Genomic DNA, 17,212 nt, shown 5'->3' on the forward strand with positions numbered 1-17,212 from the left:
ATGGGGGTGTGGGGGTGGCTGCCGCAAAAATCGCGGGAATCTCCGCAAAAATCAGCGGCGGGGGTGGTGGCCGGGGCCGGCGGCTGGTGCGGCTGAGCGGCGGGGGTGATTTCTGCGGAACTTTCGCGGATTTTTGCGGCTGGCGGGCCGGTCGGCCGTTGTCGCTGGTGGGCCGGGGTGGGGCGGTATTTCTGCGGATTCTGCGGTTTTTGCGGCGGGGGCCCCGCAGGGGCGTGGGCGGAGCCGGTCATGCTTTGGCCTCCCGGAGTTGGGGGTGGAGGTGGTAGCGGGGGGCCGGGGGTCGGCCGCGTTTGCCGGTGCGGGGTGGGGTGTCGATGCGGAGGTAGCCGTGTTCCTCCAGCAGGGCGGCGACGGGCTCCAGGTCGCTGACGGAGGGGAATTCGGTGCGGGAGAGCTTGGCGAACAGGTCGCGTCGGCTGACGGTCTCCCAGGCGTTGTCCTCCAGGACGGCCAGGAGACTGCGGGCCCGGGTGAGGGTGGTGTCGGCGCCCATGAGATCGAAGACGGTCAGGGCGTGGGTGGCGAAGTAGTCGCCGATCTCGATGGCGGCGTCCATGGTGTCGCCGGTGATGGGGCGGGTGTAGCCGTCTTCGAGGTGCTGGGCGAGGTGGAGGAGGCCGGCGATGCGGGCGGTGGCTCCAACCAGCTTGCTAGCCCACTTGGTGATGTGGCCCAGCCGCCCGCCGCGGGCCCGCAGTTGGGGTTCGATGCGCTCGTTGTAGCCGGTCAGGGCCGTGTCGGCTTCGGGGGTGAGGCGGAGGATGGCGGGGTCGGTCCACTCGGCCAGCGCGAGGGTGAGCGTGGTGATGGTGCGCTCGTAGCGTTCGGCGACGTGGTCGGGGACAGGGGCGGGGTCGGATTTGCGGTAGCCGACCAGTGATTCGGGCAGCGAGTACAGGAAGCGGGCCAGCAGGCCGCGGCCGTCGAAGCCGCGGTTGTGGCCGATGTCCTTGAGGACGTCGGGCTGGACGGCCAGGCCCATGGTCAGGGCGGGGGCTTCGATGTTCTCGGCGCGGGAGCGGCGGTCAACGCGCAGCCAGTCGCCGGCGTGGCCTTTGAGGAAGACCTCCATGTTGGGGGTGCCGGAGTAGCGGCCGGCGATGATGTCGAAGATGCCGCCCTCCGCACTCATGACCGCCAGTCGGCCGCCCTGTTCGCTCATCAAGGTGGTGACGACTTCCGGGGTGGAGTCGTCGGCCAACAGGCGTGGGGCGACGGGGATATTGAGGCTTTCGGCGGCTTGGGCCAGGGCGATGGCTTCGGCGGTCAGGCCGTCGCGTTCGGGGCCTTCGGCCTTGGCGGCTTGGGCGGCGGCCTTGTCGGCGGCTTCCCGGGCCATCTTGGCGGTGACCTCGGCTTCGGCGATGCGGCCGGCGGCCTCGGAGGCGAGCAGCTTCTCGGCGGCCCGCAGCGGGCCCGTCATGGCGGAGAACACGGCGGACTTGCGGTTGCCCGGGGGTAGGGCGACGACGGTGAACAGGTTGGTGGGCTCGCGCCAGCGTCCGCGGAGCTGGACGATGACGCGCCCGCCGGCGGCCGTGGCCAGGACCGCCAGCGCCAGTGTCGCGGCGAGGTCGGCGGGGGTCTGGGTCTCCTCGGCGACGGCGTCGACGAACTCCCGCAGCCAGGTGGGCATGACCCAGGTAGGGAAGGCGGGGAGCGTGGGCTGTTGGTTGAGGGGGATCGGCTCGCCCCACGTGGCGGGCAGGGTCTCGGTGCCCGCGGCCAGCTCGGCCCGCAGCTGCTCGACGGTGGTGGTCGGAGAGAGGCCGGCTTGGATGATGCGGGTGCCGGCTTCGATGCTGGCCCGGCGCCGGGCGAGGTCGTGCACGATCTCGGCGTAGTACCCGGCGTTGGCGGTGGTGGGGACGGCCCTGACGACGGTAGTCAGGTAGCTGCGTCCGCCGACGCGGTTGAGGTCGCCGGCCTGTTCGAGGTGGTGCCCGACGGTGATGGGGTCCGCGCGCTGGCCTTGGGCGTGGAGGTGGAGGATGGCGCGGTGGATGGTCTCGTGGGCCGGGCGGTAGTGGTCGGCGGGGTCCATGGTGGCGTTGACCTCGGCGATGACGTCCGGGGAGAGCATGAGGGCGCCGACGACGGCCTGTTCGGCGTCCAGGTCGTTGGGCGGCATGCGCGTGAAGTCGCCGGCGTCGTGGCCGCGTTCGGGCAGCATGGTGGCGTGCTGTTCGTACGCGTGTGGAGCTGTCATGCTTGAGTCTCCTGTTCGTCGAAGGGACGGGACCGGTGTCCAGCTGAAAGGCGGGATACCGGCCGGGGCGGTCGCGGTGTTGTGGTGACAGGCGACCGCCCCGGGCGTATCTACTCGTCGATCGGTCCGCTGTAGCCGAGGGGGGCTACCGCGTTGTGGGCGCGGTTGAGGGCTTCGGCGAGCATGTCCGCGCAGTGCGCGGCTTCGGTCAGTGCCTGGCGGGCGTCGAAGACGTGGTCCTCGACGGTTCCGTGGTCGGCGGTGAGGTGGCCGTCGTGGTGGAGGCGGGTGAGAAATCCGCTGGTCTGGTCGAAGGCTTGCGGCAGCATCTGCGCCATCTGCTTGAAGGCGGCGACGCTGGAGTACGCCTGCCCGGGGTAGTGGAGGCTGCCCGTGCGGGAGCGCGGGGTGGGCACGGTGGCGTGGTTGTACTTGCGGACCGCCTCGGCGACGGTATTCGCGTTGCCTTCCGGCCTGCGGGCGATGGCCATGTCAGCGCTCCTGTCCGGTGTACTGGGCGAGTTGGGTTTCGAAGTCGTCGTCATCGGTGCTGCTGTCGCGGTACCGGCCGTACGGCCCGCCCTGCGGCGAGGGGATGCGGGTGATGACGGTTCGGGCTTCGGCGACCATCTCGTCTGGGGTGGGCAAGACGCCGACGAAGAGGTCGACGACCCAGTCCAGGCCGTTCTGGGGGACGGAGTCGGCGTCGCCCCAGCCGGCCATCCAGCCGCGCTCCTCGTTCCACAGGAGGTTGACCTCGGTCTCCTCGCCGTAGACGGGGGCGGTGACGGTGCGGTCGAACTCGATGTAGGCGTCGCGGGGGTCGTTGTCGTCGCCGCCCCAGTCGGCGACGGTCAGGCCCGCGGCGTTCAGGGCGTCGGCGATGGCCTTGATGTAGGGCTCGTGGGAGACGTAGTCGGTGTGCTCAGGCACGGTGAATCTCCTTGGTGCGGTCGGTGCCGGGCAGTTCGGGCAGTCCGGCGTGGGTGAGGTGGGTGGGGTCGAAGCTGCCGAGGGCGGCGCGCGCGGTGATGGCCTCGGCCAACGCACTTGCGTAGGTGCTGGCTTCGCGGGCGACTTCGATCTGGGTGCGGGCGCGGAGGGTTTCCACGCGTTCGATGTGGGCGTGTTCCTCGCGCCGCTGCTCGATGTGCCGTTGGTGGGACAGGAGTTCGCGGTGGTCGGTGCGCCAGTGGCGGGCGGCCAGGCCGTAGGCCAGCGCGGTGGCCAGGGCCCACAGCAGTAGCGGCAGGGAGAGGCCGTCGGCGTATCCGGCGACACCGGCCAGGGTCAGCCCGCCGGAGGCGGTGAACGCGGTGGCCGTCAGGATGCCGTCGTGGCTGCGTGAGGCGATGACGCCGGCCGCGGCTGCGGCGGTGGCCAGGACGGTCATCAACGCGGCGTCGCCGGCGGAGTGTTCGGCGCCGTTGGCGTTCCAAATGCGGGCCAGGATCAGCACGGTGGAGGTGGCCAGGGCCGGCCCGGCTTTGGGGGCCGCGGCGGCAAGCCAGTGGCGGGCGGTGGGCCCGGTGGTGTGGGTGCTCATGGCGCACTCTCCGCGGGTTCAGTGGCCGAGGGCGTGGGCGAGGGAGGTGATGAGCTGGTTGATGGTGTGGCGGGCGCCGGTGCTGGCGAGGTAGAAGCCGAACAGGATCGCCACGGCGGCGGCGCCGGCGCCCAGGGCCCGCTGGCGGAGCAGCAGGGCTAAGACGATGCCGAAGAGCAGGACGAGCGGGATCGTGAGCATGGCAGTGCCTTTCCGGTCGTGGTCAGCGGAGGTTCTTGGCGTCTTCGCGGGCCTGGGCGGTTTCGCGGATGCGGTCGATCTCGTTCTCGATGGCCTGGGTGGACTTGCCGCGGCTTTGGAGGCGGGCGGCTTTGGCGGAGAGGAGCAGGACGCGGGCGGTCTCGCGGGCGTTGTGCGGGTCGCGTTTGGTCAGCGGCATGACGGGCTCCTTGTCGGTGGTTAGCGGGTGCCGTCGCGGTGCAGGCGGGCCGCTGCGTTGAACAGGTGGCGGCCGATGCGGATGCGTTTGCGGTCGCCGTGGCAGCGGCGGCAGATGCGGCCGGGGCGGAGGCGTCCGCGGCGGTCCTTCTTGAGCTGGTAGCCGAAGCCGCGGCACTTGCGGCAGTTGCCGAACGGCGAGATGACACACAGTCCGACGTAACAGATTGTGACTATCGCCAGGCAGGCGATAGCAAGGGCGGAGAGGGTCATGAGGGTGCCTCTCAGGCAGGATTCAGGGGTTTTCGCAGGTGGGCCGCTAGTTGCTAGCGACCTGATCAGTGCCGGTTTGGGTCGCTAGCAGGGTTGCTACCGGTAGCGACGCCCTCCGCTACCGGTAGCAACTCGTGAGACCTATCCGTCACCCAGTTTCTTGTTGCGCTCCGTAATCGCGTTCGCGATGTCGGCGCGCTTGATGCCGCGCTTGTTGAACTGCTCGCCGTCGATACGGCGGCTGATCTGCTCGGTGGCGACGCCGTACGGCTTCAGCGCCGCGGAGAGCGCTTCGGCCTTGGGCTTGGGCTCCAACTCCGCCCACGCGCCGTACGCTTCGGGCCGCAGGTCGGCCAGTCGGTCCACGATGGTCTCCGACCACACCTTGGCCTCGCCCTTGCCCAGCACGGCGGCCACGTCGTCCAAGACGGTGGCCGACGCCTCCGCGGCCGGAGCCTGGCCGGCCGCGTCGCCGGACAGGGTTCCTTCGGCCTCGCGCAGGGCGGCGGCGCGGGTCAGGATGCGTTCGGCGTCGCGGCCGTCGGCGAGGTAGGTACGAACGATCCCCGAATCGTCGGACATGCCCTTGAGCAGGCCCACGCCCTTGTGGGACTTCAGCAGCTTGGACGCGTCCAGGCCCTCGCTGTAGGAGCCGGCACCGAGGATGACGTCCGAGACCTGGTAGGCGCCGACCCGCAGGGCGAACCGGGCCTGGTGCTGGTCGCGCAGTTCCGACGGGCATGCCTTGTCGTCCGGCTTCTGCGTCGAGGTCATCACGCTCACGCCGACCGCGGGGGCGACACGGGCGAGGTAGACCAGCAGGGACAGGATCTCCTTGCCGTGCTCGGGGTGGGTCAGGTACTCCTGCACCTCATCGACGACGAACAGCGTCAGCGGCATGTTCAGCTTCTTGTCCCGGCTGATCTCCGGGGTGAGCTTGCCCTCCGGGCAGATGTGCAGCGGGAGTTCGGAGAGCCGGTGGTAGCGGTCCTCAACGTCCGCCTTCAACTCCCGCAGCGCGGTCAGCAGATGAACCACCGGGTCGAACCCGTTCTTGGGCACGATGCCAAACGCGATGCGGTGGGCGACCTTGGTGAACTTGCGCCAGTCCGGCGACGCCTTCCCATCGAAGACGTACAACCTGACGTACGGGTCCAGGGCGGCGGCCAGGGCGATGGTGCGGGCGGAGAAGGTCTTGCCCTGCCGAGGGACGGCGCCGACCAGCAGGGACAGCCACAGCATGGTGGCCATGACCGGGTTGCCGCGCTCGTCCACGCCCCAGGGGAACGGCTTCCAGAAGTCCACCCGGGTCGCTCCCAACAGGGGGGTCTTGCCGGAGGGGACAGCCAGCGGGTCACGGTCAGCGATCCAGTACGACACGCGCCGGTTGCTCGTCTCGTCCGGGTCCATGAACAGCTGCGTCGGCGCGATGTCCATACCGGATGCGAGTCGACCGTGTGCCTTCAGCGCGTCCTTGAAGGTCTTGCCGTAGGGCAGGTCGACGACGACGCGCCACCCGTCCCCGTCCCGGCCGATCGGCCGCGGGAAGGCGATGTTCTGGTCCTTCTCGGTCAGCCCCGCCACCTCATGGGCGCGGATGACGATGTCCGAGGACAGCTTGCGCTTACGGAAGGTCACCTTCGCCCGCTCGATCAGCGGCCGGTCCGCCGGCGCCCCCACCACACCAAGTGCGGTGGTCAGCGCGGCCACCGACAGCAGGAGCAGCCACGACGGAGCCATGACGTACAAGGTCAGCGCGGCGGAGAGCCCCACGGAGGCAGCGAACGCGGCCAGGACGCCCCGCAGGCGCACGCGGTCGTTGCGCTGCCGGGAGAGCTTGAGGTACTCGGCCGCGTCCTCCGCGGCCACCGCGGCCAGCCGCAGGGACTTGCCCTCCGAGTCGAACACCCACCGTCCGACTGCCGCCGACCAGCGCCAGGCGCCGCGCGGCGAGTAGAACAGAACCTTCGGGGTGTAGATGCACGGCAGACGTACGGCGTGGTACCCAGCCACCGTCGAGTAGTGGCGAACAGCCCACTTGCGGACGGCTTTGCGTTGGTCGGGCAGCTTGACCCAGTCCGGCAGGACCGGCAAGCGGGCCTTGTCCTTGGCCTCAATCCACTCGGCCACCGACGGCGGGTATGCCTCGCGGGGCGAGTCGACCGGGTCGCCTTCGGTCAAGCCTTCGGCCTCGGGGGCGTCGGAGTCGGGAAGCTCGGCTTCCCACTCCCCTGGCTTCACACCCGCGCCGGCCGGATCGGCGTCCGGCGTATCCGGCCGGGGCTGACGGTACTTGTCGAGGCGAACGACGTCGGCTGATGCGGCGGAGTCGTCCTGGCCGGGCTCCGAGGGGTCCGGCTGGTTGTGAATCGTGTTCTCCGACACGATGTATCAGCTCCTTGTCGAAAAGGGAGCGGCGGGACCCGGCCGCGGTCTTGGTTGGTTGTGACCGGGCCCCACCACAAGCGATGGCCTAGCTCAGTGCTTCCTGCGGCCGGTGGCGCGCAGTTCGTTGGTGTGGCACAGGACGGAGCCGATCAGGAACCCGGCGCCGTGGACGGTCCACCGGCCGCCGGTCAGCGGGCCGGGCGGGACCTCGTCCACGATCCGGCCGGTGCGCCCTGCGGCCCGGGGGTCGTCGGAGCAGGTGAGGATCTGTACTTCGTCGCCTGCGCGGAACATCGGTGACTCTCCTCTCCGCCGGCTGGCTGGCCGGCGGCTTGTGGCGGTGGGTTGGTCAGCGGCTCAGGACGTGGTCCAGGGCGGCGCGGGCTTCGGCGGGGGTGATCGCCTGGTCTTGGACCTCGCGGTAGTTGCCGTACATGGCGGCGGTCTTGGCGATGACTCGGGCCGGGGTGACGGGCCGCCGGCCGTCCCACTCCCAGCTCACGATCTGGCTGGCGGCGTGGGTGGCCATGCGCATGCGGGCGTCGGCCAGGCGCTTGGCCCGGCGGCGGGCGTTGTGCTTCTCGCGCTGCTGCGGGGTGGGCTTGGTGCGCGGCATGTCAGTCCTCCAACTCGTCGTACTCGTAGTCGCCGAGGCGGGCGGCATCGGCCATGGCCTGGTGGGTGTCGGCCGCGCCCAGCAGCCAGCCACGGGTCGGCTCCACGGCGGTCTCCGCGGCCTGGCTGTAGGCGGCGGCTTCCTCGCTGTGCATGCGGATGGCGTCAGTGCGCTTCACGGGCGCTCCTGGCTTGTCGGGCCCGGGGCACGGTGGCCCCGGGCGGGTGTGGCTAGAGGTCGAACAGGCCGGTGTCCTGGGCCGGTTCGCTGCCGCGGGTCTTGCGGTCAGCGCGGGCGGCGGCGGTGTGGCAGGTGGGGCACCAGGCCCGTAGGTCCGCCGGTCCGAGCTGGGCGGCGGCCAGGGGTGGGGTGGTGGGGTCGGCGGGGGCGGCGATGAGGCGGACCCAGCCGCCGCGTTTGTTGGTGTAGCCGTCGTGTTTGCGGGGGCACCGGCCGCCGTCCTTCGAGTGGGGGGTGCCGCATTGGCCGGTGCACCAGCACCGCCAGCCCGCCGCCTCCATCACCGGCCGCCACAGGTCGGCGTAGATGATCGGCTCACTCATATCGCCACCACCGCTTCTTCGGTGGCGTCGCGGTCGTCGCCGCGGCAGGTCCACGGCGAGCACCCCGACGGCCCCTCTTCTTCCTGCTGGTCGGCGAGGACGTCGAGGAGGGAGCCTTGTCGCTGGGCCCATTCGTGGGCGGTGACCGTGTCGATCGGCGCCCGGTCCAGCGGCACACAGGACCGGTGCAGATACGCCTGCCCGAGAAGCGGTGAACCGCCGTCTCGGCCGCGGGCGTTGCCGTTGCGGATGGCGTGGTCGAAGGCGACCGCGTCCGCCCACTCCTCGGGCTGGTGGTCGCGCATGTGGCGCCACTGGGCGTTGGAGTGGAACGGACACCCAATACACGCGCTCTTGGGTGTGGATTGCCAGCCGTGGCGAGCCAGGAACCGCACGCAGTCGTTGCGGGACCAGTCCAGCTCCAGCAGCGGATGTCGATTGACCGCGTAGCGGATGCCGGAGTCCTTGGCCCGGGTGAACTCATCGACACTGATCCCCACCCACTGCTCCACGAACAACCCCGCCGGGACGCGGCGGTTGCCGGGGTAACCGAGCAGGGCCCGGACCTCACGCTTGATCTTCTTGAGCTTGTACTCATCGGTGCATTGGCGCCGGATCATCCCGACCGTGCCATCCACGTTGCGGACGAACAGCGGCATGCTGGCGAACCGATGCGCCGGGTCGAGGGCATCGGCACGGATGTTGCCGCCGCCGGTACGGATGATCGGGATCCCGGCCGGCTGGGCCACCTCCCGCTCCAACCGGTCCAGGTGCGCATAGACCGCGGCAGGCTCCCAGCCGGTGTCAGCGAAGACCGCCGCATTCAGCCGCGGTAGGTGGCCCAGCGCCGAGAGCAGCAACAGGGAGGTCGACTGGACACCGGCCCCCAACGACAGCACGCGCAGGCGAGGTTCACTCATGCGTAGCCACCTCCGCCCTGCCCCACCCCGTCGGCCGTCTCGGGGTGCTTGTCGATTTCGCGTTGCAGGGTGCGGCGGATCGTGTCCGGATTGGTGTCTGGGCCCAGCAGGTCACGGGTGATGGACACCACCGCACCCTTGTCGGTGATGCCACGGCGAACCAGCTGCCGCACGGCCTCGGTCACAGACTCCGGACGACGCCCGGACAACATGTCCGCCCTGGTCAACTCCGTGTTCGCATCGGCATCCTCGGCCGAATCGGGGACTGTCCGGACGATGTCCGGGCGGTCCACCGTGATCTCCGTCGGGGTGCCATGCAGCGCCAGGGCGACCTGTACGGCGTCGACGTGGACGCCGTAGCCGACGAGTAGAGAGGCCAGTTCCGCCGGCGGGAGCATCGGTTGTGAGGCGTGGGCGATGCGGATCGCCTCGGCCGCTTCCATCGTGGCGAAGTGCTCGCGCAACTGGGCCGTCGCTGTCCGGGGCTTGTCCGGACTCGGCGCCGGGGGCCGTCCGGCGTCTTCGATGTGGGCCAGGGCCCGACGCCGGATGCTGCCACCCGCGGTACGCGGGGCCAGCAGCCAGGCCCAACCGCCGAACTGCGGGAGCCGGAAGGGCTGTTCACCATGGCCCCGGCGGGCCTCGGCGCGCGGCCCGGCCCAGGACAGTTCAGAGACCGCCAGCAGAGCCAGAGTCGGCACCGAGAACAGCAGGCAGGCGGGCAAGCCGCCGTCGATGAGCTGGGCGTGGAAGCGGTTGAGGTAGACCGACCCCGCCGCCATGCACAGCGAAGCCAGCCGCGCCCCGACCGCGGAACGGCCCGCCGCGGAGGCTTCGGAGGCCAGGTGAAGGCAGGCGTAGGCGGTGCCGTCGAACACCGCCACCGCAGCCCACCCCACAGGACCAGGGGCCTGGTAGTGGCGTGCCACGGCGTACAGGGACCAGCCGGTCACCCCCAGAGCCGCCAGCGACACAACCGCCAACGCGATACGCCACAGAACTCGGTTCATGCTGCCGCCCCCGTTCCACCGGCCGTGCCGGGGCGCCCGTCGCGGCGACCGTTGACCGTCGGCAGAGCAGGCCACAAGCCGACGGAGACGAACCAGCCCCCGCCGGTCTCCTTGGCTGCGTACATGGCCTCATCCGCCCGCCGCAGCGCCGCCGACAGGTCGACCCCCGGCTGCGTGACCACCGCCCCGATGGAGGCACCGACGGCCAGCGCCGATCCCTCGTAGTCGAAGGGCTGCACCAGCCGCGCGTGCAGAAAGTGCATCTGCCGCCGCACATCGCGGGCGGTGGCGGGCAGGACCAGGGCGAACTCGTCCCCGCCCAGACGCGCGGCCAGACCCCAGTGACGGACACGGTCGGCCAGAACCCGGCCCGTATGAACGAGCGCCGCATCCCCGGCCGCGTGCCCGTAGGCGTCATTGAGCGCCTTGAACCCGTCCAGGTCGATCACGACCACGGCCGCCGCGCTGCGGGCCAGCCGACGACGGGCCTTGACCTCAAAGGCGGCCCGTGTCGGCAGCCCAGTCAGCGGATCCCGACGAGCCGCTTCGATCCGACGGCGCCACACGACATGGTGAACGGCCCAGCCCAGGGCGACGGGAGCAGCGGACAGCGCCGCGACAGTGGCGTTCATGCCGCACCCGCTTCCACCGTGGCCGCGTCGTACACGGCGTACACGTGGAAGGCCACTCGGTAGGCGGTCGCCCGGAACTCCAGCGACAGCTGATCGCCGATCCGGTCCATGAAGACCTTCTCGACCGGGACGTTCAGCGCCACGCGCCAGGCTTCCACCTTGCTGGGGCTGTCGAGCTGCACACTCAGCTCGTTCGGGACGACACTGCTGGCGGTGAAGTAGGCGCCGGGGAGGTTGGGGTAGCTGACCGCGATGCCGGCCAGGCACTTCAGCGTTGCCGCCTGCGCGGCCATCGTCGCCGCGCTCATGCCGCTACCTCCGCACGGGACGAACGGCGGGCGCGGGGACGAAGCGGGGCGACGGAGGTCAGGGCGTCGGCGTAGAGGGCATCCCACGCGGCGATCTCGTCGCCGGCCTCGGCCTGCTCCCTCAGGTCCGCCAACACGTCGCGGGCCGCGTCCAGGCGGGCCCGGTACTCGTCGGGCGCCTCGGACTCCAGCGGGCCGCGGAACAGGTCACGGTCGATACCGAGCGGCTGCTCGGCAAAGCCGAAGGCCAGTTCCTCGAACTCGGCCTGATTCAGGACTTCGTGGTGGTCGATGTACGAGCGCATGGAGGGCTTCTCCTGTGTCGAAAGGACGGGACGCCGGGGCGGTCGCGGTGTTGTGGTGACAGGCGACCGCCCCGGCAGGTACGGGAGGTTCGAGGGCGGGCTAGTTGCTGCTGCGCCAGGCCCCGCCGGCGGCGTTGCCGCGCGTGCGGGCGTGCCCGGACTGTTCACGGGCCGCCGCCCGGGTCTCCGGGCTGTTGTGGGTGCGATAGTCCTCGCGGGCCTTGGCTTGAAGGTCTTTGACCTCACTGCTCTGGGCTTCGCCGCGGGAGCGCAATATGCTCATCTTCGATCCTTTCGGGATCTCAGGGCACGCCCGCTTGCTGCCAGGCGGAGGGCGTGCCCTACTTCGTTGTCGTGGCCTTGGAGTCCAGCGGTGCGGCTCCCTGCGACCCCGTCCGTACAGCCGTGGGCCCGGACGGACGGAGGAGGCAACCGGCCGCGGCTAGCCCGCGGTTGCTCCGGATGAATCGCGTACGGCGGGCGCCGGATGGCTCCGACGCCCGCCGCGGACGGGACACAGTGGGCATGGACGCTGCCGTGCCGGTCCAGCGCCGGCAGCGTGCCTAGGTACTTCGACGTGTCATCTCAACCTCCTTCCTGGGGCGTGCTGCAAAGGGGACCTTGTCCCCTCCTCCGGCCGTTGCTCGCGGTCACCGGGCCACCTCGCCAGTACGGGCCGAAACCCTGTTGTGCCTGGCCTTTAGCGGAGTTGCAGCGTCCCCGCCCTCTACTTGGTGCACCACAGATCGGAAGCGACCCCGTCATCTGGTGCGCACCAGTAGAGAAGCATCTGGTGCGCACCAGAGTCAAGGGGCTTCGCCGATCCGGTCGGCGGTTGCCCGCCTCGGTGCATCTCCAGGAGATCGCTTGAGGTGGGGGAGTCGGTAGCCAACAGGGCTTAACTCCCTTCCTGTTAACCCCTGTTGACCTGCGGCGATGTAAGGCATGCTGGGAAGGTCAGCGAGTGGACCTATCGCCGGGCGGTGGCCTGTGGGCACAGGACTTCGAAGTGCGCGTACGGCGCGTGGCTGGTCTCAAGAGCGACTGGTTCGCGAGATCGAGCAGTACGCCCGGCGGCACGTCACCGACGTCGCGTCGACCGCGAGCCTGAGGGTGTACGTGTCCGAGTGGGAGAACGGCAAGCGGACCATCTCGGACCGCTACGCGGCGATCTTGCGTCAGCTTCTCGGCGTCACGGACGCGGAGTTGAGGGGGAGCCCGCTCGTTGCGGCGCCGTCGATGGCCGACGGATACGACGAGCTGCTGAACAGGATCGACTCAGCCAGCAGCGTCGGCGAATCCATGGTGAAAGCGTTCAACGACCAGACCGAGCTACTACGCACCATGGACCGCCAGTTGGGCGCCTCCGGGCTGATCGACCAGATGACAGGGCATCTCTCCCGTCTTGAGGACGCACTGAACTTCGCCGTACTGCCTAGCGCGCGCCGCCCCGTGGCTCTTGCGCTCGCTGGAGCATCAACTCTTGCTGCATGGCAGGCAGTTGACTCGGGGGCGGTCGAGCGGGCATGGCGGCACTACGAACTCGCGAAGCGGGCCGCGCACGACGCTGAAGCCCCGATGTACCTCGCTCACGCGATGGGAGAGCAGGCGTACGTGCTGTGCGAGGCTGGTCGGCCGTCGCTCGGTCTCGACCTGGTCCGCGATGCCCAACGCACCCTTGGGCAGGGCGGATCGCCCCGCCTCCGGGCGTGGCTGCACGCGGCGGAAGCCGAGTTGTGCGCTCACGCTGGGATGCCGGACGACTGCCGGCGCGCGCTCGATGCAGCCGCGGCGAGCATTCCGCACGGCCTTGAGGACCGGGACCCGGACATGCTGAGCATCTTCCTGAACGGCGCCCACCTGGCTCGGTGGCGCGGCAATGTCCTTGGGTTGCTCGGTGATGACGAAGCGGTGACCAGCCTCTATGGCGCGCTAGAGGTGGTGGACCCGACCTTTGTCCGAGCACAGGCCGGACTCCACACCGACCTTGCGCAAGCGCATCTGGCGCGAGCCGAGTATGACGACGCGAACACCCACCTGCGGCAGGCGCGGCTGTTGGCGAGCCGCACCGGTTCGGTGCGGCAGCGCCGCCGTGTCGACCTGCTCAGTGCGCGGCTGTAGCGCCCTGCTTGCCGCGGCTCGCCAGGATGTGGAGCAGGGCCACGAGGGTGCCGGCACCCATCAGCTCACCGCGGGCCATCAGGCCGGGGATATCGGCTAGAGGCACCCACTCGATGTGGCCCGCCTCTTCCAGGTCTGTTGGCGCACCGACCAGCTTGGCTCCGTGCCCCACGAAGATCTCATGGGAAGAGTCGACCATGCCGACTATGGGCTGGTAGGTGACGACGTGTTCAACCGACTTCGGCCGCCAACCGGTCTCCTCCACGACCTCGCGCAACGCTGTGTCCGCCGGGTCTTCCCCTTCGTCCACAAGGCCGCCCGGAAGCTCCCAACCCCACTGCTGCGGGACGAAGCGGTACCGCCACATCATCAGTACGCGGTCCTGGTCATCCAGAACCGCAGTGACGGCGACGTTGTGTAGCTTCACGACGTGATGCTCAAAGCGCTCCATCCCGGGCGGCTCCACGTCCCAGAGCTGAAGTTTGACCCACTGGTTGTCGTAGAGGTCGCGTTCGCCATGGATGCGCCACGGCTCAAGCCCCTCCGGGGTCTTGACGGTCACCGCACCCGGCACCCGGTACGAACTACGGCCGCGAACCTCCAACGCCCCCTCTGACACGAGACGAGCGAGCACTTGCCGGAGCGCCGTTCGGCCGATGCCGAGTTCTTCCGTCAGTGTGCGTTCGGATGGGAACTTGTCGCCGGCGGCGTACTGGCCGGAGGCCAGCCGTTCGCGAAGCGTCTCGTAGACCTTGGTCGTCTTCGGTCCCATTCGCGGAACACTCTCCGTTCTGCCGTGGTGCGTACCAGCGTAGTGGTCAACGGTCACGGTTCCTCCGGTCGTTCCGGGCGGGGATTTTTCAAGATCAGGACGAGACGTGGACGGGATGTGGCTACCCCTCTCTGTAGTGGTGGAAAACCCCAGGTCAGACGGCGTGCGCGGGGGCGATCTTGGGTGGACTGTAAATCTGCCGGCTTCGCCTTCCCAGGTTCGAATCCTGGCGCCGCCACAGCCTGGAAAAGCCCCCGGATCGTAGAGATGCGATCCGGGGGCTTTCTCGTGTTGTCGATCGGTGCGGCCGTGGAGCCGTCTGCCTCTCCGGCGCTCGACGTCCTGGCCTTGGAGGTGTGGCGGGGCCGCGGGTGAATTTTCGGGCGGTCCGGGGTTCATGCCTCGGGCGTGTCCCCGGTGGCCGGCAAGGCGGCGTCCAACAGCCCGGTGACCAGCGTCCGCAGGGTGCCGGCCACCCGCGTCGTCTCGCCGCGTTCCAGCAGCCGCAGCACGTTCTCGTTCTGCAGGGCGCCGAAGAGGAAGTGGGCCAGGAGGTCGGCGTCCAGGTCGGGGCGGAGGGCGGCCAGCAGTGCGCTGACGTGCCCGTGCCAGAAGGCGTGGAACGGGTGCTCCTCGCGGGGGGTGTCGGCGGGCCGTTGGGCGGTCGTGACGGCGTGCTGGAGCGCGGCCAACAGGCCCTTGTTGCGGGCGATCAGGTCGACGACGGCGTCCAGGAAGGCCAGCAGCCGCTCGCGCGGGGCGGCGCCCGGGCCGAGCGGCGGCGGGCCGTCGGTGACCTCCTCGCGCAGCGCCAGCGCCCGCTCCTCCATCAGGGCCAGCATCAGCCCCATCCGGCTGCCGAAGCGGTGGAAGACGGTCCCCTTGCCGACCCCGGCCGCCGCGGCGACCTGCTCCATCGAGATCTTCTCCGGCGGGTGGTTTGCGAGCAGTTCCTCGGTCGCCCGCAGGATGGCGCGCCGGTTCCGTACCGCGTCGGCGCGTTCGCGGCGGCCCTCTGCCATCGGTGCCTCACCCACTCCGTCCTGCTGTTCCGTCTCCGGCCCGCGCCGGAGGGGCCATCATCGCGCAGAAACAACTGGACCGGTGGTCCAGTACGGGTTACCGTCAAGCTCAACCTGACCAGCGGTCCAGTTAAGGGTTTCCGGGGTCCTGCCCGCGCGCCCGCTCACGCGGTGCCGTGACACGTGTGCCGTGCCTGCCGGCCGGGGCGGCCCGCCGCTGCGTCCTTCGACCACCACCGAGGAGAGCTGGAATGCGACGCGTGCGCTACTACGAGTACGGCGACCCGGACGTCCTGACGGGCGAGGAGGCCGAGGTCCCGACACCGGGGCCGGGGCAGGTGCTGCTGCGCACCGAGGCGGTCGGGGCCAACTTCGTCGACACCAAGTTCCGGCGCGGGCCGGCCGCCGGGCCGCTCTTCCAACGCTCGCTGCCCGGCGTGCTCACCGGCGACGTGGTCGGCACCGTCGCGGCCGCCGGCCCCGGCGTCGACGGCGGGCTCGTCGGCCGACGGGTCGCGGGGCTGTCCGAGGACGCCTTCGCCGAGTACGTCGTCACCGAGGCCCAGTGGCTCGCCCCGGTACCCGACGGGGTGGACCTCGGGGTGGCGAGCATGCTCCCCATGGGCGCCCCGGTCGCCCTTCGGGCGCTGCGCACCGGCCGGCTCTCCGAGGGCGAGACGGTGCTGGTCCACTCCGCGGCCGGCGGTATCGGCCATCTCGCGGTGCAGCTCGCCAAGTTGCTCGGCGCGGCCCGGGTGGTCGCCGCGGTCGGCTCGCCGGCCAAGTTCGACTTCGTCCGCTCCTTCGGCGCCGACGCCGTCGTCGACTACACGGCCGACGACTGGCCGGAGCGGGTCCGCGAGGCGGCGCCCGGGGGCGTGGACCTGGTCCTGGACTCCGTAGGCGGCGTGATCCTGCGTCAAAGCCTGGAGCTGCTGGCCCCGTTCGGCCGCGCGGTGGTCTACGGAGCGGCCGGCGGCGAACTCCTCGACGTCCCGGTGGCGGGCCTCTTCGCCCTGAAGACGATCGCCGGCTTCTCCCTGCTGGCCTGGCGCGCGGCCGCCCCGGAGCGGGCCCGCGCGGAGATGACCGAACTGGCCGGGCACGCCGCGGCCGGCCGGCTGCGCACCGCCGTCCACGCCCGGTTCCCGCTCGCCGACGCGCCCGCCGTGCACCGGCTCATCGAGGCGCGGACGCACCTCGGCCGGATCCTCGTCGTGCCGTAGCGGGCGCCGCGGCGAACGGAGGCCGGTGAGGGCGTCACGGCGCCGCTGAGCGCCGTGTGCCGCCCGCGGGTCCGGCGTGGCCCGCCGGCCGTCCGAGGGCGGCAGGCGCGCGCTCAAGGCCGCCCCGGCGGGCGCGCCGCCGGGCGCCTCAGTGCGACGCCACGTTCCGCACCGCGTCCGCCACCGGCACATCCCCGCCGATCAGCTCCAACGTCCGCCCGATGGTGCCCGGTTCGTCCAGCAGTGCCACCAGGACGGCCGCCACGTCGTCCCGCGACACCGCCCCGCGCCCGGTCGCGTCGGCCAGCGTCACCTGACCGACGCCCGGGTCGTCGGTGAGCCGGCCGGGCCGCAGGATCGTCCAATCCAGCCCGGCGCGGGCCCGGACGTCGGCGTCCGCGGCCCCCTTGGCCCGCAGATAGGCCGCGAAGACCGGATCGGTGCCCTCCGGGGGCTCCCGGTCCGCGCCCATCGCCGAGACGACCACGAAGCGCCGCACCCCGGCCGCCTCGGCCGCGTCCGCGAACAGCGTCGCCGCACCGCGGTCCACGGTGTCCTTGCGCGCGGCGCCGCTGCCCGGCCCGGCGCCGGCCGCGAAGACGGCCGCGTCCGCGCCCTCCAGATGCCGGGCGACATCGGCCACCGACGCCAACTCCAGATCGCAGACCACCGGTTCGGCGCCCGCGGCCAGCAGATCGCCGGCCTGTTCCGGTCGCCGGACGATCCCCGCGACCTCGTCCCCGCGCGCGTGCAGCAACCGCTCCAGCCGCAGCGCGATCTGACCATGTCCACCTGCGATGACAATGCGCATGCTGCCGACCGTACGCCGAACCGCCCCCGTGTACCCGAGGACCGGCCGGTGCGGCGGCCCCGGTACCGGC

At 70.7% G+C, this 17,212-nt stretch carries 23 protein-coding genes and 1 tRNA gene; 3 read left to right on the plus strand and 21 right to left on the minus strand.

What is annotated here, in order from left to right; translation table 11 throughout:
* Nucleotides 1-247: 247 nt before the first annotated feature.
* The 18 genes from ACFVFQ_RS08855 to ACFVFQ_RS08940 all read right to left on the minus strand — a co-directional run bounded on the left by ACFVFQ_RS08855 (nucleotide 248) and on the right by ACFVFQ_RS08940 (nucleotide 11,473).
* Nucleotides 248-2,230, minus strand: a complete 1,983-nt coding sequence (locus tag ACFVFQ_RS08855; protein ID WP_383411131.1) for a DUF3987 domain-containing protein — start codon at nucleotides 2,228-2,230, stop codon at nucleotides 248-250.
* Nucleotides 2,231-2,340: 110 nt separating this feature from the next.
* Nucleotides 2,341-2,721 (minus strand): hypothetical protein, encoded by a 381-nt coding sequence (locus ACFVFQ_RS08860; protein WP_383411134.1) that lies wholly within the window; start codon nucleotides 2,719-2,721, stop codon nucleotides 2,341-2,343.
* A 1-nt stretch (nucleotide 2,722) separates the two neighbouring features.
* Complete coding sequence (locus ACFVFQ_RS08865; RefSeq protein WP_383411137.1) at nucleotides 2,723-3,163, minus strand: DUF6292 family protein; 441 nt, start codon at nucleotides 3,161-3,163, stop codon at nucleotides 2,723-2,725.
* Nucleotides 3,156-3,776, minus strand: a complete 621-nt coding sequence (locus ACFVFQ_RS08870; protein ID WP_383411140.1) for a hypothetical protein — start codon at nucleotides 3,774-3,776, stop codon at nucleotides 3,156-3,158. Before ACFVFQ_RS08870 ends, ACFVFQ_RS08865 begins: the two co-directional genes overlap by 8 nt.
* A gap of 18 nt (nucleotides 3,777-3,794) precedes the next feature.
* A complete protein-coding gene (locus ACFVFQ_RS08875) occupies nucleotides 3,795-3,977 on the minus strand; it encodes a hypothetical protein (RefSeq protein ID WP_383411143.1) in 183 nt (60 codons plus the stop codon).
* A 22-nt stretch (nucleotides 3,978-3,999) separates the two neighbouring features.
* Entirely contained in the window at nucleotides 4,000-4,176 is a 177-nt protein-coding gene (locus ACFVFQ_RS08880; RefSeq protein ID WP_383411146.1) for a hypothetical protein, read from the minus strand.
* A 20-nt stretch (nucleotides 4,177-4,196) separates the two neighbouring features.
* On the minus strand, nucleotides 4,197-4,448 hold the full coding sequence (locus ACFVFQ_RS08885) for a hypothetical protein (RefSeq protein WP_383411149.1): 252 nt from the start codon (nucleotides 4,446-4,448) through the stop codon (nucleotides 4,197-4,199).
* 141 nt (nucleotides 4,449-4,589) lie between these two features.
* Nucleotides 4,590-6,833: a cell division protein FtsK gene (locus ACFVFQ_RS08890; RefSeq protein ID WP_383411151.1), complete on the minus strand. Its 2,244-nt coding sequence runs from the start codon at nucleotides 6,831-6,833 to the stop codon at nucleotides 4,590-4,592.
* Nucleotides 6,834-6,926: 93 nt separating this feature from the next.
* Nucleotides 6,927-7,130, minus strand: a complete 204-nt coding sequence (locus ACFVFQ_RS08895) for a hypothetical protein (protein ID WP_383411154.1) — start codon at nucleotides 7,128-7,130, stop codon at nucleotides 6,927-6,929.
* Between the two features lie 55 nt (nucleotides 7,131-7,185).
* Complete coding sequence (locus ACFVFQ_RS08900) at nucleotides 7,186-7,452, minus strand: hypothetical protein (protein ID WP_383411157.1); 267 nt, start codon at nucleotides 7,450-7,452, stop codon at nucleotides 7,186-7,188.
* A gap of 1 nt (nucleotide 7,453) precedes the next feature.
* Nucleotides 7,454-7,630 carry a hypothetical protein gene (locus ACFVFQ_RS08905; RefSeq protein WP_383411160.1) on the minus strand — a complete coding sequence of 59 codons (177 nt, stop codon included), beginning with the start codon at nucleotides 7,628-7,630 and terminating at the stop codon, nucleotides 7,454-7,456.
* 52 nt (nucleotides 7,631-7,682) lie between these two features.
* Nucleotides 7,683-8,015, minus strand: coding sequence for a hypothetical protein (locus ACFVFQ_RS08910; RefSeq protein WP_383411163.1), 333 nt, complete (start codon nucleotides 8,013-8,015; stop codon nucleotides 7,683-7,685).
* A complete protein-coding gene (locus tag ACFVFQ_RS08915; protein WP_383411165.1) occupies nucleotides 8,012-8,935 on the minus strand; it encodes a hypothetical protein in 924 nt (307 codons plus the stop codon). The genes ACFVFQ_RS08910 and ACFVFQ_RS08915 overlap by 4 nt, the downstream gene beginning before the upstream one ends.
* A complete protein-coding gene (locus ACFVFQ_RS08920; protein ID WP_383411167.1) occupies nucleotides 8,932-9,945 on the minus strand; it encodes a DUF2637 domain-containing protein in 1,014 nt (337 codons plus the stop codon). Before ACFVFQ_RS08920 ends, ACFVFQ_RS08915 begins: the two co-directional genes overlap by 4 nt.
* Nucleotides 9,942-10,577: a GGDEF domain-containing protein gene (locus ACFVFQ_RS08925; protein WP_383411170.1), complete on the minus strand. Its 636-nt coding sequence runs from the start codon at nucleotides 10,575-10,577 to the stop codon at nucleotides 9,942-9,944. Before ACFVFQ_RS08925 ends, ACFVFQ_RS08920 begins: the two co-directional genes overlap by 4 nt.
* Nucleotides 10,574-10,885 carry a hypothetical protein gene (locus tag ACFVFQ_RS08930; RefSeq protein ID WP_383411173.1) on the minus strand — a complete coding sequence of 104 codons (312 nt, stop codon included), beginning with the start codon at nucleotides 10,883-10,885 and terminating at the stop codon, nucleotides 10,574-10,576. The genes ACFVFQ_RS08925 and ACFVFQ_RS08930 overlap by 4 nt, the downstream gene beginning before the upstream one ends.
* Nucleotides 10,882-11,190, minus strand: coding sequence for a hypothetical protein (locus tag ACFVFQ_RS08935; protein WP_383411175.1), 309 nt, complete (start codon nucleotides 11,188-11,190; stop codon nucleotides 10,882-10,884). The genes ACFVFQ_RS08930 and ACFVFQ_RS08935 overlap by 4 nt, the downstream gene beginning before the upstream one ends.
* 100 nt (nucleotides 11,191-11,290) lie before the next feature.
* Nucleotides 11,291-11,473: a hypothetical protein gene (locus tag ACFVFQ_RS08940; protein WP_383411178.1), complete on the minus strand. Its 183-nt coding sequence runs from the start codon at nucleotides 11,471-11,473 to the stop codon at nucleotides 11,291-11,293.
* An 830-nt stretch (nucleotides 11,474-12,303) separates the two neighbouring features.
* Between ACFVFQ_RS08940 and ACFVFQ_RS08945 the strand changes: the two genes are divergently transcribed.
* On the plus strand, nucleotides 12,304-13,311 hold the full coding sequence (locus tag ACFVFQ_RS08945; RefSeq protein ID WP_383411527.1) for an XRE family transcriptional regulator: 1,008 nt from the start codon (nucleotides 12,304-12,306) through the stop codon (nucleotides 13,309-13,311).
* Here the strand turns inward: ACFVFQ_RS08945 and ACFVFQ_RS08950 are convergent.
* A complete protein-coding gene (locus tag ACFVFQ_RS08950; RefSeq protein WP_383411182.1) occupies nucleotides 13,295-14,083 on the minus strand; it encodes an NUDIX domain-containing protein in 789 nt (262 codons plus the stop codon). The two genes, ACFVFQ_RS08945 and ACFVFQ_RS08950, sit on opposite strands and share 17 nt — an antisense overlap.
* A gap of 157 nt (nucleotides 14,084-14,240) precedes the next feature.
* Here ACFVFQ_RS08950 and ACFVFQ_RS08955 point away from each other — a divergent pair.
* Nucleotides 14,241-14,321: transfer RNA gene (locus ACFVFQ_RS08955), tRNA-OTHER, on the plus strand.
* Nucleotides 14,322-14,478: 157 nt separating this feature from the next.
* On the opposite strand, the gene ACFVFQ_RS08960 is transcribed toward ACFVFQ_RS08955, so the two are convergent.
* The gene (locus ACFVFQ_RS08960; protein ID WP_383411185.1) at nucleotides 14,479-15,105 is read right to left on the minus strand and encodes a TetR/AcrR family transcriptional regulator; all 627 of its coding nucleotides are present in this window, start codon (nucleotides 15,103-15,105) and stop codon (nucleotides 14,479-14,481) included.
* 251 nt (nucleotides 15,106-15,356) lie between these two features.
* Between ACFVFQ_RS08960 and ACFVFQ_RS08965 the strand changes: the two genes are divergently transcribed.
* Entirely contained in the window at nucleotides 15,357-16,331 is a 975-nt protein-coding gene (locus ACFVFQ_RS08965) for a zinc-binding alcohol dehydrogenase family protein (protein ID WP_383411188.1), read from the plus strand.
* Between the two features lie 148 nt (nucleotides 16,332-16,479).
* On the opposite strand, the gene ACFVFQ_RS08970 is transcribed toward ACFVFQ_RS08965, so the two are convergent.
* Nucleotides 16,480-17,142, minus strand: coding sequence for an NAD(P)H-binding protein (locus ACFVFQ_RS08970; protein ID WP_383411190.1), 663 nt, complete (start codon nucleotides 17,140-17,142; stop codon nucleotides 16,480-16,482).
* Nucleotides 17,143-17,212 lie beyond the last annotated feature (70 nt).

Origin of the sequence: Streptomyces sp. NPDC057743, assembly GCF_042798755.1 — a bacterium.
Taxonomy (GTDB): Bacteria; Actinomycetota; Actinomycetes; order Streptomycetales; family Streptomycetaceae; genus Streptomyces.

Excerpts from the sequence above, each read along its gene's own strand:
- ACFVFQ_RS08935 (WP_383411175.1), bottom strand. The coding sequence starts at position 11,190 with ATGCGCTCGTACATCGACCACCACGAAGTCCTGAATCAGGCCGAGTTC.
- ACFVFQ_RS08880 (WP_383411146.1), bottom strand. The coding sequence starts at position 4,176 with ATGCCGCTGACCAAACGCGACCCGCACAACGCCCGCGAGACCGCCCGC.
- ACFVFQ_RS08950 (WP_383411182.1), bottom strand. The coding sequence starts at position 14,083 with ATGGGACCGAAGACGACCAAGGTCTACGAGACGCTTCGCGAACGGCTG.
- ACFVFQ_RS08885 (WP_383411149.1), bottom strand. The coding sequence starts at position 4,448 with ATGACCCTCTCCGCCCTTGCTATCGCCTGCCTGGCGATAGTCACAATC.
- ACFVFQ_RS08930 (WP_383411173.1), bottom strand. The coding sequence starts at position 10,885 with ATGAGCGCGGCGACGATGGCCGCGCAGGCGGCAACGCTGAAGTGCCTG.
- ACFVFQ_RS08860 (WP_383411134.1), bottom strand. The coding sequence starts at position 2,721 with ATGGCCATCGCCCGCAGGCCGGAAGGCAACGCGAATACCGTCGCCGAG.
- ACFVFQ_RS08895 (WP_383411154.1), bottom strand. The coding sequence starts at position 7,130 with ATGTTCCGCGCAGGCGACGAAGTACAGATCCTCACCTGCTCCGACGAC.
- ACFVFQ_RS08965 (WP_383411188.1), top strand. The coding sequence starts at position 15,357 with ATGCGACGCGTGCGCTACTACGAGTACGGCGACCCGGACGTCCTGACG.
- ACFVFQ_RS08875 (WP_383411143.1), bottom strand. The coding sequence starts at position 3,977 with ATGCTCACGATCCCGCTCGTCCTGCTCTTCGGCATCGTCTTAGCCCTG.
- ACFVFQ_RS08910 (WP_383411163.1), bottom strand. The coding sequence starts at position 8,015 with ATGAGTGAGCCGATCATCTACGCCGACCTGTGGCGGCCGGTGATGGAG.
- ACFVFQ_RS08920 (WP_383411167.1), bottom strand. The coding sequence starts at position 9,945 with ATGAACCGAGTTCTGTGGCGTATCGCGTTGGCGGTTGTGTCGCTGGCG.
- ACFVFQ_RS08940 (WP_383411178.1), bottom strand. The coding sequence starts at position 11,473 with ATGAGCATATTGCGCTCCCGCGGCGAAGCCCAGAGCAGTGAGGTCAAA.
- ACFVFQ_RS08970 (WP_383411190.1), bottom strand. The coding sequence starts at position 17,142 with ATGCGCATTGTCATCGCAGGTGGACATGGTCAGATCGCGCTGCGGCTG.
- ACFVFQ_RS08915 (WP_383411165.1), bottom strand. The coding sequence starts at position 8,935 with ATGAGTGAACCTCGCCTGCGCGTGCTGTCGTTGGGGGCCGGTGTCCAG.
- ACFVFQ_RS08925 (WP_383411170.1), bottom strand. The coding sequence starts at position 10,577 with ATGAACGCCACTGTCGCGGCGCTGTCCGCTGCTCCCGTCGCCCTGGGC.
- ACFVFQ_RS08960 (WP_383411185.1), bottom strand. The coding sequence starts at position 15,105 with ATGGCAGAGGGCCGCCGCGAACGCGCCGACGCGGTACGGAACCGGCGC.
- ACFVFQ_RS08870 (WP_383411140.1), bottom strand. The coding sequence starts at position 3,776 with ATGAGCACCCACACCACCGGGCCCACCGCCCGCCACTGGCTTGCCGCC.
- ACFVFQ_RS08855 (WP_383411131.1), bottom strand. The coding sequence starts at position 2,230 with ATGACAGCTCCACACGCGTACGAACAGCACGCCACCATGCTGCCCGAA.
- ACFVFQ_RS08900 (WP_383411157.1), bottom strand. The coding sequence starts at position 7,452 with ATGCCGCGCACCAAGCCCACCCCGCAGCAGCGCGAGAAGCACAACGCC.